Origin of the sequence: Hyphomicrobium sp. B1 (assembly GCF_049532635.1) — a bacterium.
Classification (GTDB): Bacteria; Pseudomonadota; Alphaproteobacteria; order Rhizobiales; family Hyphomicrobiaceae; genus Hyphomicrobium_B.
Map to the genome: position 1 here is coordinate 3,690,974 of NZ_CP134871.1, position 25,009 is coordinate 3,715,982.

The 25,009-nt window shown below is 58.6% G+C and carries 22 protein-coding genes; 14 read left to right on the plus strand and 8 right to left on the minus strand.

What is annotated here, in order from left to right; translation table 11 throughout:
• Window positions 1-50 precede the first annotated feature (50 nt).
• Both RLW55_RS17630 and RLW55_RS17635 read left to right on the plus strand, forming a co-directional pair.
• Window positions 51-524: a GFA family protein gene (locus RLW55_RS17630; RefSeq protein WP_423414927.1), complete on the plus strand. Its 474-nt coding sequence runs from the start codon at window positions 51-53 to the stop codon at window positions 522-524.
• Window positions 521-1,591 carry a lysine-2,3-aminomutase-like protein gene (locus tag RLW55_RS17635; protein WP_423414928.1) on the plus strand — a complete coding sequence of 357 codons (1,071 nt, stop codon included), beginning with the start codon at window positions 521-523 and terminating at the stop codon, window positions 1,589-1,591. The genes RLW55_RS17630 and RLW55_RS17635 overlap by 4 nt, the downstream gene beginning before the upstream one ends.
• 13 nt (window positions 1,592-1,604) lie before the next feature.
• Here the strand turns inward: RLW55_RS17635 and RLW55_RS17640 are convergent, their stop codons facing one another.
• Complete coding sequence (locus tag RLW55_RS17640; RefSeq protein ID WP_423414929.1) at window positions 1,605-2,027, minus strand: DUF6980 family protein; 423 nt, start codon at window positions 2,025-2,027, stop codon at window positions 1,605-1,607.
• A 228-nt stretch (window positions 2,028-2,255) separates the two neighbouring features.
• On the opposite strand from RLW55_RS17640, the gene RLW55_RS17645 reads away from it, so the two are divergent.
• From RLW55_RS17645 to RLW55_RS17660, 4 genes are all read left to right on the plus strand, one after another.
• Window positions 2,256-4,388, plus strand: a complete 2,133-nt coding sequence (locus RLW55_RS17645) for a molybdopterin-containing oxidoreductase family protein (protein WP_409563015.1) — start codon at window positions 2,256-2,258, stop codon at window positions 4,386-4,388.
• A gap of 158 nt (window positions 4,389-4,546) precedes the next feature.
• Complete coding sequence (locus RLW55_RS17650; protein ID WP_423414930.1) at window positions 4,547-4,933, plus strand: DUF3307 domain-containing protein; 387 nt, start codon at window positions 4,547-4,549, stop codon at window positions 4,931-4,933.
• Window positions 4,934-5,097: 164 nt separating this feature from the next.
• Window positions 5,098-5,655, plus strand: coding sequence for a sigma-70 family RNA polymerase sigma factor (locus RLW55_RS17655; RefSeq protein WP_409563014.1), 558 nt, complete (start codon window positions 5,098-5,100; stop codon window positions 5,653-5,655).
• Complete coding sequence (locus RLW55_RS17660; RefSeq protein WP_409563013.1) at window positions 5,652-6,293, plus strand: NrsF family protein; 642 nt, start codon at window positions 5,652-5,654, stop codon at window positions 6,291-6,293. The genes RLW55_RS17655 and RLW55_RS17660 overlap by 4 nt, the downstream gene beginning before the upstream one ends.
• 18 nt (window positions 6,294-6,311) lie before the next feature.
• On the opposite strand, the gene RLW55_RS17665 is transcribed toward RLW55_RS17660, so the two are convergent.
• The 5 genes from RLW55_RS17665 to RLW55_RS17685 all read right to left on the minus strand — a co-directional run bounded on the left by RLW55_RS17665 (window position 6,312) and on the right by RLW55_RS17685 (window position 11,897).
• The gene (locus tag RLW55_RS17665) at window positions 6,312-7,589 is read right to left on the minus strand and encodes an NAD(P)/FAD-dependent oxidoreductase (protein WP_423414931.1); all 1,278 of its coding nucleotides are present in this window, start codon (window positions 7,587-7,589) and stop codon (window positions 6,312-6,314) included.
• 160 nt (window positions 7,590-7,749) lie between these two features.
• Complete coding sequence (locus RLW55_RS17670) at window positions 7,750-8,574, minus strand: ABC transporter permease subunit (RefSeq protein WP_423414932.1); 825 nt, start codon at window positions 8,572-8,574, stop codon at window positions 7,750-7,752.
• Window positions 8,571-9,473, minus strand: coding sequence for an ABC transporter permease (locus RLW55_RS17675; protein ID WP_409563010.1), 903 nt, complete (start codon window positions 9,471-9,473; stop codon window positions 8,571-8,573). The genes RLW55_RS17670 and RLW55_RS17675 overlap by 4 nt, the downstream gene beginning before the upstream one ends.
• Window positions 9,474-9,483: 10 nt before the next feature.
• Window positions 9,484-10,677: an ABC transporter ATP-binding protein gene (locus RLW55_RS17680; protein ID WP_409563009.1), complete on the minus strand. Its 1,194-nt coding sequence runs from the start codon at window positions 10,675-10,677 to the stop codon at window positions 9,484-9,486.
• Between the two features lie 101 nt (window positions 10,678-10,778).
• Window positions 10,779-11,897, minus strand: coding sequence for a polyamine ABC transporter substrate-binding protein (locus tag RLW55_RS17685; protein ID WP_409563008.1), 1,119 nt, complete (start codon window positions 11,895-11,897; stop codon window positions 10,779-10,781).
• Between the two features lie 479 nt (window positions 11,898-12,376).
• Here RLW55_RS17685 and RLW55_RS17690 point away from each other — a divergent pair, with 479 nt between their 5' ends.
• The 7 genes from RLW55_RS17690 to RLW55_RS17720 all read left to right on the plus strand — a co-directional run bounded on the left by RLW55_RS17690 (window position 12,377) and on the right by RLW55_RS17720 (window position 23,086).
• Window positions 12,377-13,777, plus strand: a complete 1,401-nt coding sequence (locus tag RLW55_RS17690; RefSeq protein WP_414462316.1) for a glutamine synthetase family protein — start codon at window positions 12,377-12,379, stop codon at window positions 13,775-13,777.
• A gap of 391 nt (window positions 13,778-14,168) precedes the next feature.
• Window positions 14,169-15,299, plus strand: coding sequence for a response regulator (locus RLW55_RS17695; protein ID WP_409563006.1), 1,131 nt, complete (start codon window positions 14,169-14,171; stop codon window positions 15,297-15,299).
• Window positions 15,300-15,580: 281 nt separating this feature from the next.
• A complete protein-coding gene (locus RLW55_RS17700; protein ID WP_409563005.1) occupies window positions 15,581-16,831 on the plus strand; it encodes a class I SAM-dependent methyltransferase in 1,251 nt (416 codons plus the stop codon).
• A 4-nt stretch (window positions 16,832-16,835) separates the two neighbouring features.
• On the plus strand, window positions 16,836-19,481 hold the full coding sequence (locus tag RLW55_RS17705; RefSeq protein ID WP_423414933.1) for an ATP-binding protein: 2,646 nt from the start codon (window positions 16,836-16,838) through the stop codon (window positions 19,479-19,481).
• Entirely contained in the window at window positions 19,462-20,715 is a 1,254-nt protein-coding gene (locus RLW55_RS17710) for a response regulator (RefSeq protein ID WP_423414934.1), read from the plus strand. Before RLW55_RS17705 ends, RLW55_RS17710 begins: the two co-directional genes overlap by 20 nt.
• Before the next feature lie 416 nt (window positions 20,716-21,131).
• Window positions 21,132-22,550, plus strand: coding sequence for a coniferyl aldehyde dehydrogenase (locus RLW55_RS17715; protein WP_409563002.1), 1,419 nt, complete (start codon window positions 21,132-21,134; stop codon window positions 22,548-22,550).
• A gap of 125 nt (window positions 22,551-22,675) precedes the next feature.
• Window positions 22,676-23,086 (plus strand): diacylglycerol kinase, encoded by a 411-nt coding sequence (locus RLW55_RS17720; RefSeq protein WP_423414935.1) that lies wholly within the window; start codon window positions 22,676-22,678, stop codon window positions 23,084-23,086.
• A 72-nt stretch (window positions 23,087-23,158) separates the two neighbouring features.
• On the opposite strand, the gene RLW55_RS17725 is transcribed toward RLW55_RS17720, so the two are convergent.
• Entirely contained in the window at window positions 23,159-23,392 is a 234-nt protein-coding gene (locus RLW55_RS17725; protein ID WP_013947199.1) for a general stress protein, read from the minus strand.
• Between the two features lie 295 nt (window positions 23,393-23,687).
• Here RLW55_RS17725 and RLW55_RS17730 point away from each other — a divergent pair, with 295 nt between their 5' ends.
• Window positions 23,688-23,849 carry a hypothetical protein gene (locus RLW55_RS17730; RefSeq protein WP_409563000.1) on the plus strand — a complete coding sequence of 54 codons (162 nt, stop codon included), beginning with the start codon at window positions 23,688-23,690 and terminating at the stop codon, window positions 23,847-23,849.
• A gap of 28 nt (window positions 23,850-23,877) precedes the next feature.
• On the opposite strand, the gene RLW55_RS17735 is transcribed toward RLW55_RS17730, so the two are convergent.
• Window positions 23,878-24,582 carry a DUF2076 domain-containing protein gene (locus RLW55_RS17735; RefSeq protein WP_423414936.1) on the minus strand — a complete coding sequence of 235 codons (705 nt, stop codon included), beginning with the start codon at window positions 24,580-24,582 and terminating at the stop codon, window positions 23,878-23,880.
• Between the last annotated feature and the right edge of the window lie 427 nt (window positions 24,583-25,009).

The following is a 25,009-nucleotide window of genomic DNA, read 5'->3' on the forward strand; positions in this document are numbered from 1 at the left end:
CCCTCTCCCCATCTAAAGTGCAGGAGAATGGGGAGAGGGAGAACAGACCGATGACCAAAGAGATCCACACCGGCGGTTGCCAATGCGGCGCGGTCCGCTTTCGCGTCGAGGGCGAACTCATCGACGCATCGGTCTGCCATTGCCGCATGTGCCAGAAAGCGTTTGGCAGCTTCTACGCGCCACTCGTCAGCGTGCGCGGCGCCAATCTCGTCTGGACGCGCGGCGAACCGAAAAAATTCCAATCGTCGAACGCGGCGACGCGTGGCTTCTGCGCTGACTGCGGCACGCCGTTGACCTATGAAGCGCCCGACGGCGTTGCTCTTGCGATCGGCTCTTTCGACCACCCCGAAACAATCGCCCCGAAAATCCAATGGGGCACTGAAGCCAAGCTACCCTATGTCGATTGGGTTGCCGGTCTTCCGCAGCATGAAACGCTCGAAGACCCGAACGCGGCGCCGTTCCTTAAAACGCTCGTCTCCTACCAGCACCCCGATCACGATACGGAAATCTGGCCGCCCAAATGACGCTGATCGAACGCAAGCTGACGTCGATTGACGATCTCATCGACGCGGGCCTCGCCCGCGCCGAAGATCGCGCCGCGCTGCGTGATGTCGCCAAGCGTTACGCCGTTGCGATCACACCCGCCATCGCCAATGCGATCGATCCCTCAGCTACGGACGATCCCGTTGCCCGCCAATTCGTCCCCAGCGCCCACGAACTCGAATTGCATCCGCGTGAGCGCGACGACCCCATCGGTGATCGCATCAAAAGTCCGGCCCCCGGCATCGTTCATCGCTACGCCGATCGCGTCCTACTGAAAATCGCGAGCGTCTGCCCCGTCTACTGCCGTTTCTGTTTCCGCCGCGAGATGGTGGGACCGGACAACGGCGAAGCGCTCTCCGCCGCGGAACTCAGCGCGGCGCTCGGCTACATTGCAAAAACCCCGTCAATCTGGGAAGTGATCTTAACCGGCGGCGATCCCTTCGTGCTCTCTCCGCGCCGCGTCCGCGAGATCACGGAGGCGCTTTCAAATATCCCGCACGTTAAAATCCTGCGCTGGCACACCCGCGTGCCGATCGTCGATCCCGAGCGCGTGACGGACGATCTCATATCGGCGCTGAAAGCGTCGCGGCTGACGGTATTCGTTGGTTTGCATACGAACCATCCGCAAGAGTTGACCGCTTCAGCGCGCGGCGCAATCGACCGCCTCGTCGATGCCGGCATTCCGCTCGTCAGCCAGACCGTGCTGCTCAAAGGCATCAACGACAACGCCGACACTCTGGAAACTCTGATGCGCCACCTCGTCGAATTGCGCGTGAAGCCGTATTACCTCCATCACGGCGATCTCGCGCCCGGCACCGCGCACTTCCGAACAACGATCGCCCAAGGTCGCCAGCTAATGCTCGAACTGCGCCGTCGTCTCTCAGGCTTAGCGCTGCCAACCTACGTGCTCGACCTTCCAGGCGCGCACGGCAAGGTCCCTGTCGAGCGCCATTCGACGACCGCAGCGGACGGCGGCGAAATTTTTGTCGATCGCGAAGGGGCAACGCACGTCTATGAAGATGCCTGCGCCGCCTCTGACGTCCCTTGATCGCGAGTCGCGATCAAATCCTGCGCCACGCACTCGATAGGAAACGTTCAGGGGGTGGCACGCCGTCTTCCAGATGCAGCGCATCGACGGCATCGAACCATTCATCCCGCAGACTCTGCGGCAGGCGCGTCCCGCACCAGGGGCAGCGATCAATCAAGACATACGACGCCGTGCCGTCGTGGATGATCAGCCCGTATTCGTTCATGACCTCATTGTAGACGATCAGCGAATCCGCGCACGCGAAGGGATCCTCATGGTCGTTGCAGTCGAATCGCAATGCATCGACCATTGAGGCGCAACAGTGCTGGACGGCCCGACTGGGAGGCGCCCAATCGAGATTCAAGGGCATCCAAAGCACCCGTCGCCCTGGAAATAGCGCCTTCGACATATCCTGCGACCCTTCCCACGCGGTCTTCCCAATTTGTCGTCTTAGCATGCCGGAAAAGCTAGTGAATTCATCTGAAGACAGAAGATGGCGCGCTTTCAGACTTTCGTGCCAATTCAGCCCAATGGCGGGACCACTTTTAATTCCCGCCGACCTCTGAACGCGTTTCCCCCTCTGTCGCCAAAACGCTTTCGCGTTGCGCTCTCCGTCGCTTCGGTGCCAAACTGACGCACGTTAAGAACACGCCTCAAGAATGGGCGGGCTTTCCACGGAGGAAACATGAACGAGCAACCGCAGCGGGAGAAATTCTTCGGCGCCTGCCCCCACGATTGTCCAGACACCTGTGCAATGGTCTACGAGGTCCAGAATGGCCGCCTCGTCGAAGTTCGCGGTAACAAACAGCATCCGATGACCCGCGGCGGCCTGTGTGTGAAGCTCAAGGATTTCGCCGACCATCATCATAATCCAGACCGCCTGCTCTATCCGCTGAAACGCACCGGCCCCAAAGGCTCAAAAGAATTCAAACGCATTTCCTGGGATGAGGCCATTTCCGAGATCGGCGCGCGCTGGCGCGACATCATCGCCGAGCATGGCTCTCAGGCGATCATGCCCTACAGCTATCTGGGCAATATGGGCCTCGTGCAGGGCATCAACTCCGGCGACCCGTTTTTCAATCGCCTGGGCACGACCGTGAACGAAAAGACGTTCTGCGCCTCGGGCTCTTCGACGGCATGGCTTCTGACCGTCGGACCGACCGGCGCGGTTGATCCGGAAAGCTTCGTCCACGCCAAATTCATCGTGATCTGGGCGTCCAATTCGATCTCGACCAATCTGCATCATTGGCCGTTCGTGCTCGAAGCGCAGAAGCGCGGCGCGAAGCTCGTTGTGATCGACGCCTATCGCTCGCGCACGGCAAAAGCCGCGGACTGGCACATCTGCCCCAAGCCCGGCACCGATGGCGCGCTGGCGATGGGCTTCATCAATTCCATCATCGCCCAAGGCTTGGTCGATCAAGACTACGTCGACAAGCACACCTACGGCTTTCCCGAGCTGAAAGAACGCGCCGCCGAATTCACGCCCGAATACGTTGCACGCACGACCGGCGTGGCCGCCGAGGACATTGAAAAATTCGCTCGCGAGTTTGCGACAGCGCAGCCGTCTGTCATTCGTTTGGGCGTTGCGCTCGAACGCAGTGCCGGCGGCGGCCAAGCGATCCGCGCTGTCTGCAGCCTACCTGCGCTCGTCGGTTCCTGGCGTCACGTCGGCGGCGGCCTGCTGCAGATGCCGCTGTGGGATTTCCCGATCGATTGGGTAAAGGCCGCGCGCCCCGAATGGATCAAGCCCGGCACCCGCGTCGTCAACAACCTGCGTCTCGGCGCGGCGCTCACCGGTGAAATGAAGCTCGATCCGCCGATCAAGAGCCTCTTCGTTTTCTGCACCAATCCGGTCAGTCAGGCGCCCGAGACGAACAAAATTGTCGAAGGCCTACAGCGCGAAGACCTGTTCACGGTCGTCGCCGAACACTTCCTCACCGACACGGCGAAATATGCCGACATCGTCCTGCCTTCGGCGATGGCGGGAGAAGCCGAGGATATGATGTGGTCGTGGGGCCATTTCTATCTGACGTACAATCAGAAGGCCGTCGAGCCGCCAGGCGAATGCAAGCCGACGAGCGATCTCTGGCGAATGCTTGCGAAGGAAATGGGCTTCGACGATCCCGTCTTCAAAATGACCGACAGCGAATTATGCGCCGAGTACATCAACTGGACCGACCCGAAGATGGGCGGCGTCGACATGGAGTATTTTAAGACCCACGGCTACTTCAAGATCGACGTCGGGGCAGCCGACACCCGCACACCGCACGCCAACGGCAACTTCCCGACGCCGTCAGGCAAGGTCGAGTTCCTGTTGCACGACGCCAAAAACTTTGTCGCCGGGCCCTTCCGCGCCATGTACGAGGGCGAGCAATCGGGCGAACCTGTTGATCCCCTTCCCGGCTTCGTGCCGCCGCGTGAAACACCAGAAACGAACCCAGAGCGCGCCAAACTTTACACGCTCAATATTATCTCGCCGAAGAGCCATGCATTCTTGAACTCGTGCTACGCCAACGAGCCGCACAAAGTTAAAATCCAAGGCGATCAGTTCGTGATGATATCACCGGGCGACGCTGAGAGACGTTCGGTGCGCGACGGTGATCCGGTTCGCGTCTACAACGATCGCGGCGACTTTGAAGGTGTCGCGCGCGTGACAGACGATGTCCCCGATGGCGTGGTGGTCGCGACGCTCGGGTATTGGCGGTCGCTCAATCGTTCGGATGGCTCCGTCAATTGCATCTCGTCGGACGCCTGGAGCGGATTAGGCCGCGCCCCGACGTTCTCCGACAACCTCGTCGAAGTTCAGCGCGTGAACTAAGGCGCCATCTGCAAACGGAAATCGGACCTGGGCGGCACCGCGTTGCCCAGGCCGCCTGTTCCCCAGGTGACATTCCAGACAGCCCGGTTACGCTAAAAACCACGAAAGGACGAAGCGAGCGGTGTCTGCCCATCGCCGTCCGGCAGCGATGGAGCTTCATGTCACCCGGTCACGCGGCGCTTGCCGCGATCACCTACCTGCTTGTGAAACATGCCGTCGCGGACTTCATCCTGCAATCGGATGGGATTTTCCGGCAGAAAGGGCACTATGGCGCGCCCGGCGGCCTGCTGCATGCCTTCATCCACATCGTATTGACGGCGCCCGTTTTTTGGCTGTTTCCGGGTGGCGGCCTGCCCCTTGCCGCCGCTCTCCTCGCTGGCGAATTTCTCCTGCACTATCATATCGATTGGCTGAAACAGCGGCTCGTCGCGCGCGAAGGCTGGACGCCGAAAGATACGGGCTTCTGGTGGGCCTTGGGGATTGACCAGCTTCTCCACGGACTGACCTACATCGGCATTCTCTGGCTTTGGCTGCCCGCTAACTAACCCCCAAAGTGCGTTTTTTTGCTTCGTGTCACCTTGCGCAGTTTATGGCATCCCTGCCATATGCGGCGCGGAGTCGAAAAATGCTGTTCGGCGGCAGCAGAAATATTTTCTTCACGATGTAACGTTTGCTCGTCGAGCAGCGAAGACGACGAAGAAGGGCTATTTTGGACCGAAAGGCTCGAGACGCTCAGTGGTCGGCCTTGATGCGCGCGGCGATCGCGGGCAACGAGAACGCTTACCATAAACTCCTGTCCGAACTGTCGATGGTTCTGAGAGGGGTTGTTCGGCGCGGCTTTGCCGGCGTCGGTGTGCCGCGTGATGACGTAGAGGATGTGGTGCAAGACGTTTTGCTTGCCATCCATTTGAAACGGCATACATGGGATCAATCGATGCCGCTGGGCCCCTGGGTCTCGGCGATCTCGCGCAACAAGATGATCGACGACCTGCGCCGTCGCGGCCGACGTCCCGAAGTGGCCGTTGATCTCACCGAATTCGACATCGAAGGCGACGATCAGCAGGCCTCCATCGACGCCCGCGACGTGGATCGCATCCTCGATGGTCTGTCGGAGAAAAACCGCGATATCGTGCGTTCCATAAGTATCGATGGGCATTCCGCACGCGACGTCGCGGAACGCCTTGGAATGACGGAAGTCGCCGTACGCGTCGCATTGCACCGAAGCCTGAAGGCCCTCTCGGAGACCTATCAAGAGAAGAAGATATGAGAACCGAAGATCTGATCAAAGCCCTTGCTGCCGACGCTAAAAGCGTCGAGCCGCCTGTCGCCCAGACCTTGGCGACGGCGGTTGGCGTTGGCACGTTGATCACGGCCCTCGTGTTTTACGGTCTGTTCGGCATTCGCGATCACTTCATGGAACTGGTGACCTCGTCGCCGCGCTTCCTGTTCAAATTCGTTCTGACGCTGAGCGTCGCCATTCCCGCGTTCTTCTTGGTTCGCGGCTTGGCGCGGCCGGACTTTAAGCCGGGCAAAATGATGTGGTGGCTGGCCCTGGCGCCGCTGGTGCTTGCCGTCGGTGTCCTCCTCGAACTTTTCGCGCTGCCGAGCGATGCCTGGCGCGCCAATATGGTCGGACACAACGCCGTCTTCTGCCTGATCGTCATTCCGCTGCTGTCGCTGACGCCGCTGGTCGCCGTGCTTTATGCCTTGCGCAACGGCGCGACGACCCACCCGGTCATTGCCGGTGCCATCGGCGGCCTGCTATCTGCCGGCATATCCGCAACGCTTTATGCAGCGCATTGCCCGGATGACAGCCCGCTGTTTCTGGCGGTCTGGTACTCGATCGGCGTTCTCGTGATGACGGGCCTCGGCGCGTTGCTCGGACCGCGCGTCCTTCGCTGGTAGTTGGCGCCGCTGCGGCGCTTACATCAAATCGCGCATGCGGTAGTAGAGCATCCCGAGCGCCAGCATGTAGTTGCCGAACACGTCGCTCAGCGGCAGCCGCACATGCTTGATCCGCGAGATCAGGTCGAACTGCTCTGTCGTACCGCAAATGGCGTCGGAAACGATTTCGGCCATGATGTGCGTAGCGTTGACGCCATGCCCCGAATAACCCTGGAAGTAATAAAGGTTCGGCGATAGTCGCCCGACGGCGGGCACGCGATTGACGACGATCGCGATCGTACCGCCCCACTTGAATTCCACCCGCGCATTCTTGAGCTGCGGAAACACCTGCACCATGCGCGGATGCATGACCGCAGCGATATCTTTCGGATCGCTGTTTGTATAGTTGCAGCGACCACCAAACAGCATGCGGCGATCCGCCGACATCCGGAAATAATCGAGCACCACGTTACTGTCGGCGACCGCGAGATTTTGCGGATCGACGGACGCCGTCTCTGAGCCCGTCAGTGGTTCGGTCGCGATGATGTAGCTGCCCGCGGGCAGCATCAGCCCCTTGAGCCCGGGCTGGCCGAACTTTTCAAAAATCTCGCCGCCGATGATGACGGTTCCAGCTTCGACGCGGCCTCGCTCGGTCTGAACCCAGGGCTTTGCGCCGCCAGACAGATTGACGACCTTCGTTCCCTCGAAAATCTTGACGCCGAGCGAAGCCGCCGCCGCCGCTTCCCCGCGACACAGATTGAGTGGATGCACATGACCACTGCGCCGGTCGATGTAACCGCCATAGTAGGATTCCGTGCCGAGAACTTCGGGCATCCGATGCTTCTCGACGACCTCGATCTGATCGCCGTCGCCATCTTTCATTCGGCCGTCGACGTAGGCGCGCATATGATCCATATGCTTCGGCCGGGCCGCGACCTCCATCCAGCCGTAAGCCAGATCGCAGGCGATGTTATATTTAGCGACCCGTTCTTCGATAATCTGATGCCCGCGATAGCGCATGTCGCGCACGAGCTTGGCGCCCGCCGAACCAAGCTGCCGCTTGATTGCCTCTTCGCCGCTGATGCCGCCGATCATCTGACCGCCGTTGCGTCCCGACGCGCCCCACCCGATGCGATTGGCTTCGAGCAGAACGACTGACCGTCCGCGCTCCGCCAGCGTCAGCGCCGCCGCCACGCCGGAAAAACCGCCGCCAACGATGCAGACATCGGCTTTAACGGTGCCTTCGAGCACCGGATAGCGCGTCTGGTCATTGGCCGTCGCGGCGTAATAGGAACGTATGTAATCTTGTGCTGTCACGATGGCCCGGTGCTTAGCGCGCTCTGGCGCGAAAGACAAATGCGACTTCTCATCCCCAGCATCGCGCACCGTTCCCTATTCCGCACAATCGGAATCCGCCCTGCAATGGCATGGAAGCAATGCCGCCGAGTTGCCGTTGGGCCGCCCGCGCGTCGCATATTCAGCCCGTGGCGCCGAAAGCCTTCCGCCGCTCGCGCTCGGCTCGGTCCGTCTGCCGCTTTGTAAAGAATGCGGCCGACAGCACGCCAACCGTCACGATGCCGATCAGGATCGTTGAAATGGCGTTGATCTCGGGCGTCACGCCGAGCCGGACCTGACTGTAGATCTTCATCGGCAGGGTCGTCGCGCCGGGGCCCGTCGTGAAACTCGCAATCACGAGATCATCGAGTGAAAGCGTGAACGCGAGCAGCCAAGCCGATACGACCGATGGCGCGATGATCGGCAGCGTCACTTGAAAGAACGTGCTGACCGGCGTCGCTCCGAGATCCATCGCCGCTTCCTCGACCGACTTGTCGAAGTCCTGTAGGCGGGCCTGCACGACGACGGCCGCGTAGCACATCGTGAATGTGATATGCGCGATCGTGATCGTCCAAAAGCCGCGATCGAATCCCAGCGCCACGAACACCAGCAACAGCGACAGGCCGGTAATCACGTCCGGCATGACGAGCGGCGCGAAGATCATTCCCGAAAAAAGCGTTCGACCGTGAAACCGTCCCATGCGGACAAGCGTGATGGCCGCAAGCGTTCCAAGGACGGTCGCGACCGTCGCTGAAACGACGGCGACACGAATGGTCACCCACGCCGCATCTTTGAGACCCTGGTTTTGGAGTAGGGAGCCGTACCATTTCGTCGACCATCCGGCCCATACGGTAACGAGCTTCGACTCGTTGAAGCTGAAGATCACCAGCAGCAGGATCGGAATATAAAGGAAGGCAAATCCGAACGTGATCGAAGTCGCGTTGAACCAGGAAAAACGTCCCTTCATCGTCCGGCCTCCCGCTGCATTTCCTGCTGCCGCTGGAACAGGACGATAGGAATGATCAGCACCAGCAACAGTAGCACCGCCACCGCCGACGCCAACGGCCAGTCACGGTTATTGAAGAATTCCGTCCACAGCGTCTTGCCGATCATCAGCGTATCCGAGCCGCCGAGGAGATCCGGGATAACGAACTCGCCGACCGCCGGAATGAAAACAAGCAGGCATCCAGCAAAAACACCGGGCATCGATAATGGGAACGTTACCTGCCAGAAGGCCCGCCACGGCTGCGAGCCGAGATCCTGCGCGGCCTCAAGCAGCGACGGATTGATCTTCTCGAGGCTGGCGTAGAGCGGCAGGATCATGAACGGCAGATAGGAATACACGATGCCGATATAGACCGCCGTCGTCGTATTCATGATTTGCAGGGGCTCGCTGATGATGCCGAGCTTCATCAGGAACAATGACAGAAAGCCCTCGGGCTTCAGGATCGCGATCCAGGCATAAATGCGGATCAGAAATGACGTCCAGAACGGTAGGATAACGAGCATCATCAACGTCGGCTGCCAAGACTTCGGCGCCCGCGCCATGCCGTAAGCCATCGGGTACGCGACAAGCAGTGTCAGGATTGTCGAAAAGAACGCGATCTTGAGGCTCGAGAGATACGAATTGATGTAAAGAGAGTCGCTGAAAAGAAACGTGTAGTTCTCGAAATCGAGCTGCGAGAGGAACGTGCCGATTCCCTTCGACCAACTGAACGTTGGCGTGTACGGCGGGATCGCGGTCGCGACATCGGAAAGCGACAGCTTGAAGACGATAAAGAACGGGATGAGGAAGAAAACGAGCAACCAGAGAAACGGCGCGCCGATCACGTACCAGCGTTTCAGATCGGAAGTTTTTGAACGCATATGTGAAACCTCAGCCCGTCAGCACCACGCCAGCATCGACCGGCCAATCGAGCCAGACGCCGTCCTCCCAGGTGATCGATTGCTCGACCGTATGTGCCGCGTTGGCACGCAGCGCCGTTATGCGTTCGCCCGAAGCCGTACGAACGTGATAATGCGAAATTGAGCCAAGGTAGCCGATATCTTCGACTTTGCCAGGAATGGCGTTGACGTCTGATGCGGGCTTCTCACGCCCGATCCGGATTTTCTCAGGCCGCAGCGCCAACCCGACTTTCTGCCCAACGGTCACGGGCTCTGCACTTCTTGTCTTAAACTTGTAGCCATCCGCCGCATCGATTTCGACGCAGCCGTCCGAAACATTCGAAACGGTGCCTTCAAAGACATTCACGTCGCCGATGAAGCCCGCGATATACCGCGTCTTCGGATTCTCATAGATATCGCCCGGCGTCGCGACCTGCTGAAGCAGGCCCTTCTCCATCACGGCGATGCGGCTCGCAACCGTCATCGCCTCTTCCTGATCGTGCGTGACGATGATGAAGGTCGTCCCCGTCGTTTCTTGAATACGCATCAATTCGAACTGAGCCTGCTGCCGCAGCTTCTTGTCGAGCGCGCCGAGCGGCTCGTCGAGCAGAACAAGGCGCGGCTTCTTGGCGATGGCGCGCGCAAGCGCCACGCGCTGCTGCTGGCCGCCGGACAACTGATTGGGCTTGCGTTTCGCGAACTGACGAAGCTCAAGCATCCCCATGGCTTCATCGACGCGCTCTTCGATCTTGTCCTTCGGCATCCCCTCCTGTTTGAGGCCGAAACCGATGTTGCGCTCGACCGTCATATGAGGAAACAGCGCGTACGACTGGAACATCATGTTCACCGGCCGCTCATAGGGAGGCATGTCGGTGATGTCCTGCCCGGCGACGATGATGCGACCCTCTGTCGGCCGCTCGAACCCGGCGAGCATTCGGAGAAGCGTACTCTTTCCGCACCCAGAAGGCCCAAGAAGCGCAAAGAACTCTTTCTCATAAATATCGAGTGTCACATTGTTGACGGCGACAAAGTCATCGAACCGTTTCGTGATGCCTTCGAAGCGAACCATGGGAGGAAGGGCTGGATTCTTCCACGGCGCGAAGCCGGTCTGCGGTGCGGCCGTCCGCGGACCTGCACGTTGCGAGGAACCAGCGTTCGCCTGGGATGGAGCAGTCGCAACAGCCATGATGAGAGTTCCCTTCAACCGATCGAAATTGACCGCCGGGACACCGGCGACAGTGAAGAAAGAAAAAGCCGCGCCAGTATGTTTCTGGCGCGGCTCTGAACTTATTGGCCTGTCGTGATTTTCGTCCACATTCGCGTGGCGACACGTTGGGTTTTATTATCCCACGTCAAGTGGACGAACAATTTCTTCATCGTATCGGCATCCGGATAGACCGCCGGATTATCTAGAACGCTCTTATCGATGAACTTCTGCGAACCGAGGTTGCCGTTCGCATACTGGACGAAGTTTGAAGCCTTCGCCATGACCTCTGGCCGGTTGAGATAATTGATGAAGGTCAGAGCTTCGTCGACATCCTTGGCGTCCGCCGGGATCGCCATCATGTCGAACCACATCTGCGTACCTTCCTTCGGAATATTATACTTGATGACTTGGCCGTTCTTCGCTTCTTCAGCGCGCGACGCGGCCTGAAGAATATCGCCCGACCAGCCAAGCGCCATGCAAGCGTCGCCGTTCGCCAGCGCGTTGATGTATTCGGAGGAATGGAACTTCTTGATATACGGCCTGATCTTCAGCAGCATATCTTCGACTTTTTGTAAGTCTTCCGGATTTTTCGTATTCGGATCGAGGCCGAGGTAATTGAGCGCGACCGGAATGATGTCTTCCGGTGAATCCAGCATATAGATGCCGCAGTCCTTGAACTTCGCGGCAATCTCCGGCTTGAAGATCATATCAAGTGAGTTGACCGGCGCATCGGCCATGCGTTCTTTGATCTTACCTTCGTTGTAGCCGACGCCCGTGGTGCCCCACATCCAGTTGACGGCGTATTCGTTACCCGGATCGTACTGCGCGATGCGACTATAAACTTCGGGCCATGCGTACTTTAAGTTTGGAAGCTTGGCCTTATCGAGTTTCTGGAACACGCCGGCTTTGATCTGGCGCGAAAGGAAGGACGCTGTCGGCACAACCACGTCATAACCGCTGCCGCCTGCGAGAAGCTTTGTTTCCAGAACTTCGTTGCTGTCGAAGACGTCATAAACGACCTTGATACCGGTTTCCTTCGTGAAATCGGTAAGGATCGAAGGATCGATATAATCCGACCAGTTGTAGACTTTCACGACTCTATCAGCTGCCTGCGCGTGATGGCCAACGAGTCCGACTGTCGCCACAGCCGCAACAATAGAGTACGCGACGCTACGCGCCGCCTTACTGAGCCACAACATCCGAAATCCTCCACGGATCAGTCCCATACCCGGCCACGTTAAGCGGCCGGACCACACCCAACACCGCTCGCACAGCGTTTTGCTAAACACCGACCATACTGCGCATTTAAATTGCGAAGCACAACGGGGCTTGTGGGAGATTTCTTGTTTGCACTGCGACGCGCAACGAAAAACGTCCGTCCAATGGACGATTGCCCGATCTCAAGTCAGCGCGCCGCCCAATTGGGCGACGGCAACGATATTTGGCGATAAGGTATGTCATCGTGGCGGCTATTGAGGTCCCCCCATGTAAAAGGCTAAGTCTCTTCTAGCCTACCGAGCGACGGCTCAATGCGTCTGACCGATGTCTGAACTTAGAGGGCAAGCCCTCCTTATCAAAGCCATGGCTGTCACATGACCTCGACGCTTGGCGATGACGTTCGTGAGACCGAACACAACGCGTCAGCCGACAATATAGTTGAACAATACCTAGGTGCTTCATGAACGCCCCACCAGTACGTCCCATCCACGAGGAAAGTGATTTCGGCGTCGGCTCCACTCCTGAAGGACTTCGGGATTGGCTGCGCGAACATCGCATCGAAGAAATAGATTGTGCAGTGCCCGATATTGCAGGTGTCGCGCGCGGCAAGACCATGCCCGCCGAGAAATTCGTGAAACTCGACGCAGTTCACCTTCCGATATCGATTTTCCATCAGACCATCACCGGCGATTACGTAGGTTTCGAAGAAGACGGTCAGCAGCTTTACGCCGAGAGCGACCTGATGATGGTTCCCGATCTATCAACCATCCGCCCAGCTCCGTGGGCTTCGAGTCCAACCGCGCAGGTCATTCACGACGCCCAATGGCAGAGCGGCGATCCGGTTGAAATCGCACCGCGCAACGTCTTGAAGCGCGTCGTCGATCTCTACGCCAAGGAAGGCTGGGTGCCGGTCGTTGCGCCCGAACTCGAATTCTATCTGACGAAAACCAACCCCGATCCCGACTATCCCTTGGAGCCGCCGACGGGCCGTTCCGGTCGTCCTGGCGCAGGCCGCCAAGCCTACAGCCTTGGCGCTGTCGACGAATATGACAAGATCGTCGATGACATTTACGAATTCGCCGAGCGCCAGTACCTCAAGATCGACACTATCATCCAGGAAGGCGGCGCCGCGCAGCTCGAAATCAATCTCCTTCACGGCGACCCTGTCGACCTCGCCGATCAGGTCTTCCTTTTCAAAAGAACGATCCGCGAAGCCGCCTTCGCGCAAAACTGTTACGCGACCTTCATGGCCAAGCCACTCGCCAACGAGCCCGGCAGCGCCATGCACGTCCATCAAAGCATTGTCGACGCCAAGACGGGAAAAAACATCTTTACGCTGGACAACGGCGAACCAAGCAAGCTGTTCTTCAACTTTCTCGCCGGTCAGCAAACGTACCTTCCGGCCGCCATATGCCTGCTTGCGCCCTACGTGAATTCCTATCGACGCCTGGTGCCGAATGGAGCCGCTCCGATCAACGTCGAATGGGGTTTCGACAACCGCTCCGCAGGCTTGCGCGTGCCGGTCGCCAACACCTCGGCCCGTCGCGTCGAAAACCGCCTCGCAGGCGCCGATTCAAACCCCTACCTGGCGCTCGCCGCGAGCCTCGCATGTGGCTACCTCGGAATGAAGAATGCGCTTGAGCCGCGCCAAGCCGTGGTCGGCAACGCTTACCGCAACGATCATCAGTTGCCACGCGGTCTGCTCGAAGCGCTGACCGATTTCGAGGAAAGCACGGCCCTTCACGACATTCTCGGAAAACGTTTCTGCCACGTATATCTGGCTCTGAAGCGCAGCGAATTCGAAGAATTCATGCGCGTCATCAGTCCCTGGGAGCGGGAACATCTGCTGCTGAGCGTCTGAGACGCCGGCTGCACAGCCCCTATCCAATAGCGAGCGCCCGCGTCGGCGCTCGCCGGATCGACAGCGAATTCCGAATTTCCAAAAGATAAAGATCTTGTCAGGCCGCCTCGGCTGCACACCCAGACGTTAACGAGTTCCTTGCTGATCGGCGCCGCCCGCCTTAGCAAAGAATGACCTCTGCCATACGCCGAACCCCATCTTGTATCGCTATGAAAATAGCAGTCAGAAACTATTAAGATTGACTGCCAACATCTCTAATTTTCATTCAATCCGATATTGATTTTGAATATCAGTAGCCAGATTGAATTATCTAGGCACCTATATATATCCAAGGCATGCACGCAAATCAGAAGTCATTTTCACACTTCGCCTCAAGCAAGGCCTCTTGACCATGTCAAACCGCTCAGAGACGAGCGACAAGCAGAATCCCACAATTCTCTTTGTCGACGACGAACCCTTATCGCTGAAATACTTCAAGGCGTCGGTCGGCAAATATGCAAACGTCCGAACGGCCAGCAGTCCGGATGCGGCTATGGAAATCCTCGAGTCCGAGGGCGACGAGATTTCCGTCGTCGTCAGCGACGAGCGCATGCCGCGCGACAGCGGCGTTTCGTTTCTCAGCGATGTCCGCAAGTCCTGGCCGTCAACCATCCGCGTACTGACGAGCGCCTACGCCAACATCGACAATCTGCAGCACGCCATCAACGATGCAGCAATCTACCGCTTCGTGCCGAAACCCTGGAACCTCGATGAGCTTTGCGCAGCAATGCAGGACGCGCTGAGCGTCGAACATTCTGCATCCAAGCTTGCAGAACCCGTCGTCGGCCCGATCTCAACCGGCGATGCCAGCGAAGCTAATCTCGCACTGCTGTCTATTCTTGCCGGTGGTTTGGACGCGCCTTTGAAATCCCTTCACAGCGAGGCCCAGCACTTGGCCCATCTCGCTGGACAAGGATCGCTGGAGGCGCCGCAGAATACGAATGCGTACCTCGAATCTTGGTCGGCGCGCCTTCGTCAGTCCAAGATCGCAGCATGCTCGGGGCAAATTTTGCAAGACGTGGAGCAATGCAGGTCCATGGCCAATTCAATCGGGAAACTCGCCCGCGGCCTCGTCCAAGCTTCGGCTGGCCAGTCCTCCTCCATGGCGGATACGCTGCACGAAGTCATCGAGCAAAATGTAAGAGGGCCTGCCAAAGGCCTCTCGCTCGCTACCTCCGGCGACTTCACCTATCGGATGCCGCGCGAGATTATGAAATTCATCCTCGCCAACCTGCTGCGAAACAGCGGCGCCAACGGCCGCCAGTCAACGCCATCGGGTGAAATCGAACTCTTTTGCGGTGCCGCACACAACGAAGTGCGGCTCAGCGTGCCGGCCAAGGATGTGCCTAGCACTCTGGAGGATCATCAGACGTGGCGGACGATCCGCAGCGCCCTTTGGGCCTTCGGCGGCGAACTGCTGACTTCCAGCGATGAAAATTTGTGCAAATCAACGTTCACGGTGTGCCTCCCTAAGGAGGCGTAGCAAAGATGTACCGCCAAGCCATTGATGCTTAGAAATCATCTCAACTGTTTCTAAATCACGCGGCGCAAAACTGAACGATTGTGGTAACCTTACGTTCGCGAAGTCCACATCGTTCAGTTGTAGGAGCACACCCCTTGCGCATCGAGCGAGATATTGATCGCACGGTTTCCTTTAGAAGTAGCCAGGGTACTATTTTCCGGGGCACCCTCAGAAAGCTGTCGCGGCGTAACATTGTTTTTGAGATTTACAATCCATTTTCGCCCGTCCAGACGAGCGAGGTATTGAGCGACCTTAAGGTGCGCCGCGGCAAGAACCTGGTCTACCAGGGAGACGCCGTCGTAACGGGGGTCGTCACAACGAGCATCTTGGTGGTTGTCTCCGCAACGCTCGTTAATCAATGGTCGGCAATCGACACTATTATCTCAGACCCCGCCGGGCTCGGATCGGAAGTCGGGCGCTTTGTCGAAGAATGGGAACGGGTCAACAAGCTCGATCCGAACTACCAGCTGAAAGTCGCCGATCTCCGGTCTTTTCTGAGTGACCTGAGCTTCTGGCTCGATCAGGTCGACTTGGCCATCGAAGGCGAACCCGGCGCAGGCAATACGATGCTCGATGCCGAACGCTTCGAGGAAATCAAGGCGCCGGTGATGCCGCGTATCACCGAACTCTTCCTTGAGCTTGAGAAGGCCTGCCGACAGCTCGAAGCCGACGAGGTCGAAAACCACAAACAGCTCGCCCAGCGCGATCTTCTGCCGTTAATGATGGCTTCGCCTTTCTTCAATCGCGTCTATTCGAAGCCGCTTGGCTATGCGGGCGACTACGAAATGGTCAACATGATGTTCCGCAAGGAGCGCGGCGGCAAGACTACGTACGGCCAGATCATCAACGATTGGCTGCTCAACGGCGGCCCGCCGGAAGCCCATCGCAACCGCATCTATATGCTCGAAAAGATGCTGTCGAAGGCCGCCGAGGACGCGGCAGCCGCCAATAAAGAAGTGCGTGTCCTCAATGTCGGCTGCGGTCCGGTTCAGGAACTCCAGCTGTTCTTTGCCAACAACAAGGAAGCCAAGCGTTTCTCGTTCGACCTGCTCGACTTCAATGCCGAGACGCTTGCCTATGCCCAGAATCAGATCGAGGCGATCACCAACAGTCAGGACGATCCGCCGAAGGTCAGTTACATCCTAAAGACCGTGCAGGAGCTTCTTCGGCAGGCCATCGAGCTGCCCGAAGCTGCCAAAACCTATGACATCATCTACTGCGCCGGCCTCTTTGATTACCTTTCCGATCGCGTCTGCACCAAATTGGTACGCCTCTTCTACCAGTGGTGCGAACCCGGCGGCCGGGTGATTGTCACAAATGTGCATTCGTCAAACCCTGTGAAAGGATTGATGGAGCACGTTATGGAATGGCACTTGGTCCTGCGCGACGAAGCAGACATGGAAAGACTTGCCCCAGATCTCGGGCCGCTAAAGATTTATACAGACGACACGGGTATCAACGTATTCTTGGAGATCGACAAACCACTCGTCTGACCGCATGGATGACCGCACCGACCTGAGACGCGCCTTCGAGGCTGAGGAGCACGAGCTTCGGCTAAGGCAGTCGAAGGTCGCCTGCATCCTTGGCATCGTCCTCATACCTGCGGGTATCGCGCTCGATCGCATTACCTATGCCGATCAGCTCGGAACGCTGACCGTTATTCGCCTCGTCGCGGCCGGGCTGATCGCAATTCTCTATGCCCTGCATTTCTGGGCAAAATCGGCTGTCTACGTCCGCTATCTGACGATGGCGGGCCTACTGATCGCGGTCGCCTCGATCGCGGTCATCATCGGCATCACAGACGGCGCCAACTCGACCTATTACAACGGCCTGTTCCTTATTCTGTTCGCTGTCGGCGTCTTGGCGCCGATGCAGCCGTTCGAAGCGGCCCTGCTCTGCATTTCTACGCTTGGCATTTACATCATCGCCTGTTCGCGCGTGCCGAGCGCCCACGACACCACCAATACGCTTCTGAACAACCTCTATTTTCTCGTCCTGACCTGCATCATCTCGGTCACGGCCGTTCACTTCAACTACCGGCGGCGCTTCAACGAATTCCGCTTAAAGTACAAGCTGGCGTCCCAGCATCAGGAGCTGTCGGCGCTCGACCGCCTCAAATCCCAGTTCTTCGCTAACGTCAGCCACGAGTTGCGGACACCGCTGACGCTCATTCTCGCACCGGTCGAAAAGCTGAAGTCCGACGCCGCCCGTCTCGGCCCGTCGTCACAGCAGCTCCTGGACGTGATCGAGAACAACGCGCTGCGACTGCTGCGCCTCGTCAACGACATTCTGAGCCTCATTCGCTTGGAGGAAGGTCGGGCCACGCTCGCGAAGAGGCCGATCGACATGGGCCACTTCCTGAAGCACACCGCTGCCTCGATGAAGCATCTCGCAGCGCTAAAAGGCGTTCATCTCGATCTGCAGGAACCGCCAGGCGACCTGCTGATCAACGCCGATCAGGATGCGCTTGAGAAGATCGTCAGCAACGTCATCGCCAACGCCATCAAGTTTACGCCGCCCGAAGGCCGGATCGATATTTCAGCAGTCCGCGAAGAAAACTTCGTGACGGTCAAAGTCTCCGATACCGGCATCGGCATCCCGGCCGAGCAGCTTCCGCATATTTTCGATCGTTTCTATCAGGTCGATGGCTCCGCGACGCGACGCCATCAGGGCCTCGGTCTCGGCTTGGCATTGGTACGCGAGCTGATGACCCGCCACGGTGGCGACGTCACCGCCACCAGCGATACGGGCCACGGCACGACATTCGTTTTACGTTTTCCTCACGCCATTGAGGGTACGCAATTTGACATGACCAACTCCGAAGAGAAGCCCGATCGCCTCGCTGACGATCCATTGCGGGCCTTCGACCGCAAAGCTTCCGCGCGAGCAATAATGGTTTCCGAGAACCCCAGCTTGACGCCGGATCGGACGGCGTCAAACGCCGCCAATCAGCTCGACGGACGATCCGAGCTTCCCCTCCTTCTCGTCGTTGACGACGAGCCCGACATGCGCCGCTACCTCGTATCGATGCTGCGCGAAAGTTATCGTGTCATTGAAGCACCCGATGGCATCAGCGCGCTGGAAAAAGCCAAGCAGGAAAAACCCGACCTCATCTTGCTTGACGTCATGCTGCCCGGCGTCAGCGGCTTGGAGGTTTGCCGATCTCTGAAAGAGCGCGCGGAAACGCGTGCCATCAAGATCATCGTCTTGACGGCCCGCGTCGACGAGGACGCCAAGATCATCGCGCTGAAGCATGGCGCCGACGACTTCCTGATCAAACCGTTCAGCGGACTGGAAGTCCGCTCACGCATCGCAAACCTCATCCGTGCCGCCCAGCTCGAAAGCGACCTGCACCGAACCAACGCCGAGTTGAAGCAGAGCTTGCAGCAGTTGCGTGAAACCGAGGCTGCCCTCGTCCAGAACGCACGCCTGAGCGCGCTCGGCACGATGGCCGCCGGCTTGCTGCATGAAATCGGCAATCCGCTGAACTTCATGGGCACCGCGCTGCAGCTCGCCGCCCGCGATCCGACGATTCAATCCGATCCCGATACCGCCGACACGTTGAAGGACATTCACGCCGGCTACGATCGCATTCATCGCGTCGTGACCGACCTTCGCGGCTTCACGGCGCCCCACCGCCCGGAGCATCCGCGGCCGTTCCATATCGAGTCCGCTATCGACCACGCGCTCCGCTTTACGGCACACGTTCAGAAAGGAATAACCATAAAGAAAGATATCGCCGCACAGGGTGAAGTCTTTGGATCGCAATCGACAATCGCGCAGGTGCTGGTCAACCTCATCGTCAATGCCGTGGCGGCCGTTCGCACCGTCGAAGAGGAGCGAAAGCCTGAAATCTCGATCACGACAGCCGTCGAAGGCAATGAAATCATCGTTTCCGTCCGCGACAACGGCACCGGCATAGACCCGAAAATCCAAAGCCAGATCTTCGATCCGTTCTTCTCCACCAAGGACGTCGGCGAAGGCATGGGCTTAGGCTTGGCGGTCAGCCACCGGATCATCGCCAACCACGGCGGTTCACTGAGTGTTAAGAGTAGTCTTGGAGAGTGGACCGAGTTCCGTTTCAACTTGCCGATCGCGTCGGAAAGAGAAGACCAGGTCTCCCATGGAGTCGTTTCGTATTGACCAGCCCGTCGAGATTCTCATCGTCGATGATGAACCGCAGGCAGTCAAATACTTCAAAAAGGCGTTTGGCGCGAAGTACGATGTACTGACCGCGACAAGCGCCGACGAAGCCGAAACCTTGATCCTGTCCGGCAATCACAACATCGGACTGGTTATTTCCGATCAGCGTATGCCCGGCCGCAGCGGCGTCAGCCTGCTGAACCGGATCCGCAATGAACGGCCCGACATCATCCGCATGCTAACGACGGCTTACGCCGATCTCGACAGCGCCATTGATGCGGTCAACAAGGGCGAGATCCTCCGTTACATCTCGAAACCCTGGGACCTACGCGTTCTCGAAGCCGAAATCGAGCAGGCGATCACGTTCTATCTGCTGAAGAACGAATACGATATGCTTCTGCGCGACAAGCTCAGCGCGTTGCATCGTACGTTGCTGCGCGATCGCATGAACGATCTTGCGATGCTCTCGGGGCTACTGCCGTATAACAACGCCCCCCTGACCATGTATCACTACCTGAAGGACGCGATCGCCGAGACGTCGTGGCGCCCGTCCGCGCAGAAACTCTGGTCGCAGCTTCGTATTCGCGACCACTGGCGCATTCCTGTCGAGGAAACCCAGCGCGCCATCGATCTTTCTGAAGAACTGTCACGCGAAACGCTGCATGCCGATATCGGTCCGGGCCACGACGCCGACATCGTCTCGATCGTGACGTCGTGCGCCGAAGCAATCAATCGCGAGATTGGCGCACAGCAGATCTTTGTAAATGCCGATAAGCCCGAGATAATCGTCGCCGCCGACCCGACGACGATGCAAAAGATCATAATCCAGCTGATGGAGCCGATGAGCCTCTGGCCGTCGTCCGGCAGTACGGTTCAGGTCAACATCAAGAGCGATACGCGCAACAGCGAAGACGCCAGCGTGGAACTCCACTTCGAACTGCGCAACTGCGAACCTCAGCGTGCGATTCAGGATTGCGTGCTCTTTACGGCGCCACTGCACACCGCGCCGAAGCGCGCCAGCGACTATCTCCGCGCCGCACTCTCGATTGGCCACATCGGCGGCACGATCTCCTCGCCCCCGATGGAGAATGGCTACAAGCAGATCCTCGTGACGCTTCCTGTCCGCACCAATAACGGCGGCAAGAAGATCAACACTGTGCCCAAGCAGTGGCTGCAGGATCTGAGCGATGAGTACGAGAAGTGGGTTCTCGGCACGCTCGACATCGCCGCTTGATCGCTGCGTACCCTGACCGCCATTGCTCGAATAGACTCGTGGTCCCGGACCAGCCGCGTTCCCTTAGCGCGCATTTTTACTGTTGAGCATCGCTCACCAAAGAGTTGCAAATAAACTCTGCAACAATCTCAGAGTGAAGCCGCCGAATTGCTGGCGAGGATCTTATTTACGAAGTTCCGGTGCCGCGCCGGTGGCTGCGCCACTTCGCGCAGGGTAAATTGCCGGCTATCCCGTCCACAAGCATACCGAGCGGCGTTTCAATTAATGCGCGCTTGAGATCGCCACGATCGTATGGTCGTTGGGCATAATCGCACGCGGACGATGCCGAAGGCGAAAGCCCAAAAACTCGTGTCGACGGAGAAACGTAGCGTCCTGAATCGCTATATGTTCTCACCGTCTGCATTGGAGACCGATTAATGACTGCTCAATTCCCGGTCAAAGATGACTTCCTGCTGAGCCCGCTGCTGGCGAAGCAGCGAGCCGCGTTCATGCGCGACGGGCCGCCGTCTGCTGCACAGCGCCGAGCCGACCTTCGCAAGCTCAAACGCGCATTGCTCGCGCGCCGCGCTCAATTTGAAGCCGCCATCAGCAAGGATTTCGGCTACCGGTCCGCATACGAAACCCGGATCATGGAAGTCATTCCCATCATCCAGGCTATCAACTTCCTTCGCCGCAACGTCGCAAAATGGATGCGGCCGGAGAAACGGCGCATCTCGCTCCACTTTATTCCCGGTCGCGCCCGCGTTCATTACCAGCCGCTCGGCGTCGTCGGAATCGTGTCGCCGTGGAACTATCCGCTCTCGCTCGCCATCATGCCACTGCTGTCCGCAATTGCGGCTGGTAACCGCGCGATCCTGAAGCCCTCGGAGCTAACGGTCGCGACGAGCGAACTCTTGAAATCGACATTGCGTGATATCTTCCCGGAAGACCAAGTGGCCGTCGTCACCGGCGGCCCCGAGCTTGGCGCCGCCTTCTCGCGTCTGCCCTTCGATCACCTCGTCTTCACCGGCAGCGCGCAGGTCGGCCGCATGGTCATGCGGGAAGCCGCCGAAAACCTCGTTCCGGTCACGTTGGAACTCGGCGGCAAATCACCGACGCTCATCGGGCCAGACGCCGATATCGAGACCGCGGCAAGCAGCGTCGCCTACGGCAAACTTGCGAATGCTGGCCAGACCTGCATTGCTCCCGACTACGTGCTCGTGCACGAGAAAGACGCTGCATCATTCGTCGCCAGCTACGACGCAACGGCAGCAACATTTTATCCCGACGGCGCCGCCGACAAGAACTACTCCGCCATTGCGAGCGCGAGACATTACACCCGTCTCCGCCGTCTCCTCGAAGATGCCGAGAACAAAGGCGCTCGCGTCATCCAGACTGGGCCTCAAACCGCTGTCCTGACGCGAAAGCTCCCTTCCGCGATTGTCCTGAACGTGACCGACGACATGGCGATCATGCGCGAAGAAATCTTTGGGCCGATTCTGCCCATCGTGACGTATCGCACGCTCGATGAAGCCATTGCCTACATCAACCACAGGCCCCGGCCGCTCGCGCTTTATTATTTCGGCAACAGCAGCGAGGATCGGCTGAAGGTTCTCACACGCACGACCTCAGGCAACGTCACCGTCAACGATACCTTGATGCATTACGTTCAGAACGCGCTGCCGTTCGGCGGCATCGGCATGTCCGGCATGGGCGCCTATCACGGTATCGAAGGGTTTAAATCGCTTAGCCACGCGAAGGGCGTCTTCGAGCAAAGCCGCTGGAACCTTGGGGGTCTGTTGCGCCCGCCTTTCAACCGCACATCCGATTGGGTCATCCGCTATCTGCTGCGCTGACGACGCGGCCCGGCCTTTACATCCTTCGGCGAATTTCACACAGAGAAGGCAGTTGCGCGAATAGACGCCCACGCCCATTGCGTGGGATCGACGCGTGCTGAACGATAGATTGAAGGAAGTGCAAAATGCAGGAAACGATCGTGCGGGTCATCTGCGCGATTGGCCAATCGGGCCAACTCGGCCTTCATGGCCAACTCCCCTGGGAGGGTAATACAGATCCGGAATACGTCGCCGATGTCGCGCGCTTTTTCGATATCACCCGCGGCCATGTTTTAATGGCCGGGCCGAAGACCATCGGCGCTGTCCCCGAATTTGCACGTACCGATCGCACGCTCGTTGTCCTGCGTTCCCACATGGACCCAGAAGAGACACTGAAGCAGTACGCCGGCCGCGTCGTCTTCATCGGTGGCGGCCCGCCCGTCTGGGACATCTACGCCAAATATGTGAGCCATTGGGACGTTACTCGTCTCCCGTACGATGGCCCAGCCGACCGCTGGTTCAATCCGAAATGGTTGACCGCTTCGAGCAGCGCCTGACGATGAAACGCGACAAGGCCGGAGCATCGCTCCGGCCTCGCGCCATGGTCTCCAATAATCACGCTCACACCATCAGTGCTGGCCGCCTTTCCGTCCGGCTTCGGCAGCGCGCTTCGGATCGTGCTTGAAATTGCCGCCGCTCTCGTGTCCGCCTTTGCGGCCGGCGGACACGGCAAGATCGTGATTCTTCGAAAAGCTGCGCTCATGATCGGGAACGCTTGCGCCGCCTTTCCGGGCGATCTCGCGCTGCTTGGCTTCATCCATCGAAGCAAAGCCGCGTTTTGATGTTCTGTCCTCTTGAGCCATCACAACTACCTTTTTGCTTTCGTGTTTCAGGTCGCCTGCTCTGTTTCAGGCCACTGCCGCCGGCCACGCGCCGCGCTTTTCAACACGCAGCTCGACAACTGCTTGGCCAACGGTCCCGCAGTAAGGCGGTTCCGATTTTTCCCGCAAAGCGTGTGTGACGATTTTGTAAGCACGCGGACGAAGCGAAGCTTAGCCGTCGGCAGGCGGTAGAAATCCGCCATCCCCAATTTGCGAAGCAACGAAAGGCGCGTCCGCGGATTATTCCAATAACGACGCGAAACCTGGACTGACCATAATGGCACAAACCAAGAAAAAGCCGGACATCCCGGCCTACCCGGCGGAAAAGGCTTCGCAGGGCGAAATCATCTTGAAACAACCCTGGCAGCGCGCCGTCTTCATCGGCGGGATCGCTGCCGCACTTTTGTTGCCGCTCATCGTACTTGCCATCGCACGATGAGCGGAAACATCAGTTAGCGTACTGAACGTCAGACATCCATGCTATCGTCATCCGTCCACGTATCGTCGTAGTCGTCATCCTGGGCGTCTTGCATCCGATCGAGCTCGGCGTCATCTGCAGCAAGGTCTTTCTGATCTTGCTTGTCATCGTCGCGAGCGTCTTGCAGCTGATCCTGTAAACTGTCGATGGTCGCTTGATCGTTGGCGTTTGTCCCACCGCCCGAGGCGTAGGCGTTGTTGCCGCCACCGAACAGGCTGCGGATACCATCCGCCAGGAAAACGCCACCGGCGACGCCCGCTGCTGTCGACAGAGCTGACGACAGGAAACCGCCGCCCCCTCCGGATTGGGCCGCAGAGCCCCAAGGGCTACGCGACTGCTGCGGAGGCGGCATCGGCTCCAGTCCGCGCTGCGGCTCCGGCGCAGAACCGCCAAGGCCACCAAAGCGGGCACCGGCCGACGGAACCGATCCACCAGAAAGGAAACTGCCGCGACCCGACGCAGATTGCTGCTGACGCGCCGCTGCTTCCTCCAGGTCGCGCATACGGGCTTCCGCCCGCTCGAGCGCCTGCTGCTGAATAATGACCGTCTGGGCTAGGTAGTAAGGGGCATCCGGCGACCTGCGAATGAGATCGTTGATCAAGCCCTCGGCTTCCGGATCCTTGCCGCCCGAGCCTCCATAGCTGCGCAGGCGGGAAAACAAATCTTCAATTAGTTGCTGTTCTTCCCGGTTCATGGGATCGCCTCCGCTGTAATTAGCCGACATCGGCTAAGTATTGTGCAACGCAGGGAGATGTAGGAACGGACTGCACCAGCGACATGGGGGAGCAATTATATATTTCCGTCACTTTTTGTTCCTTCGCAGACATCCCGCGGCGTCCCGTACCTTATCGGCCGGCACATGGCGCTCTGATGAACGCTGCTCTGCAAATTGGTACAATGGCCGCAAAGCGATTATCGGCTATTTGGACTAGGCCGCAGCGACCGCCAAAGGCGCGCTCCTTGATCGCCCAACGCGCTGTAACAGCCGCACTCACGGCACCTGCTGTCACCGAACTTCTCCCCACAGGGACGATCATATAAAGAGGATGCTTCGATATATAACCTATTAGGAGTGCTCATATGGACAAGATCGCCATCACCCTGCTGTTCGTTCTCACCGC

What these genes read in the sequence shown, in the direction of transcription:
- RLW55_RS17675 (WP_409563010.1), bottom strand. Translation starts at nt 9,473, where the DNA reads ATGCGTTCAAAAACTTCCGATCTGAAACGCTGGTACGTGATCGGCGCG.
- RLW55_RS17720 (WP_423414935.1), top strand. Translation starts at nt 22,676, where the DNA reads ATGCAGGAAACGATCGTGCGGGTCATCTGCGCGATTGGCCAATCGGGC.
- RLW55_RS17680 (WP_409563009.1), bottom strand. Translation starts at nt 10,677, where the DNA reads ATGGCTGTTGCGACTGCTCCATCCCAGGCGAACGCTGGTTCCTCGCAA.
- RLW55_RS17650 (WP_423414930.1), top strand. Translation starts at nt 4,547, where the DNA reads ATGTCACCCGGTCACGCGGCGCTTGCCGCGATCACCTACCTGCTTGTG.
- RLW55_RS17685 (WP_409563008.1), bottom strand. Translation starts at nt 11,897, where the DNA reads ATGTTGTGGCTCAGTAAGGCGGCGCGTAGCGTCGCGTACTCTATTGTT.
- RLW55_RS17715 (WP_409563002.1), top strand. Translation starts at nt 21,132, where the DNA reads ATGACTGCTCAATTCCCGGTCAAAGATGACTTCCTGCTGAGCCCGCTG.
- RLW55_RS17695 (WP_409563006.1), top strand. Translation starts at nt 14,169, where the DNA reads ATGTCAAACCGCTCAGAGACGAGCGACAAGCAGAATCCCACAATTCTC.
- RLW55_RS17635 (WP_423414928.1), top strand. Translation starts at nt 521, where the DNA reads ATGACGCTGATCGAACGCAAGCTGACGTCGATTGACGATCTCATCGAC.
- RLW55_RS17735 (WP_423414936.1), bottom strand. Translation starts at nt 24,582, where the DNA reads ATGAACCGGGAAGAACAGCAACTAATTGAAGATTTGTTTTCCCGCCTG.
- RLW55_RS17730 (WP_409563000.1), top strand. Translation starts at nt 23,688, where the DNA reads ATGGCACAAACCAAGAAAAAGCCGGACATCCCGGCCTACCCGGCGGAA.
- RLW55_RS17710 (WP_423414934.1), top strand. Translation starts at nt 19,462, where the DNA reads ATGGAGTCGTTTCGTATTGACCAGCCCGTCGAGATTCTCATCGTCGAT.
- RLW55_RS17690 (WP_414462316.1), top strand. Translation starts at nt 12,377, where the DNA reads ATGAACGCCCCACCAGTACGTCCCATCCACGAGGAAAGTGATTTCGGC.
- RLW55_RS17705 (WP_423414933.1), top strand. Translation starts at nt 16,836, where the DNA reads ATGGATGACCGCACCGACCTGAGACGCGCCTTCGAGGCTGAGGAGCAC.
- RLW55_RS17640 (WP_423414929.1), bottom strand. Translation starts at nt 2,027, where the DNA reads ATGCTAAGACGACAAATTGGGAAGACCGCGTGGGAAGGGTCGCAGGAT.
- RLW55_RS17645 (WP_409563015.1), top strand. Translation starts at nt 2,256, where the DNA reads ATGAACGAGCAACCGCAGCGGGAGAAATTCTTCGGCGCCTGCCCCCAC.
- RLW55_RS17630 (WP_423414927.1), top strand. Translation starts at nt 51, where the DNA reads ATGACCAAAGAGATCCACACCGGCGGTTGCCAATGCGGCGCGGTCCGC.
- RLW55_RS17725 (WP_013947199.1), bottom strand. Translation starts at nt 23,392, where the DNA reads ATGGCTCAAGAGGACAGAACATCAAAACGCGGCTTTGCTTCGATGGAT.
- RLW55_RS17660 (WP_409563013.1), top strand. Translation starts at nt 5,652, where the DNA reads ATGAGAACCGAAGATCTGATCAAAGCCCTTGCTGCCGACGCTAAAAGC.
- RLW55_RS17670 (WP_423414932.1), bottom strand. Translation starts at nt 8,574, where the DNA reads ATGAAGGGACGTTTTTCCTGGTTCAACGCGACTTCGATCACGTTCGGA.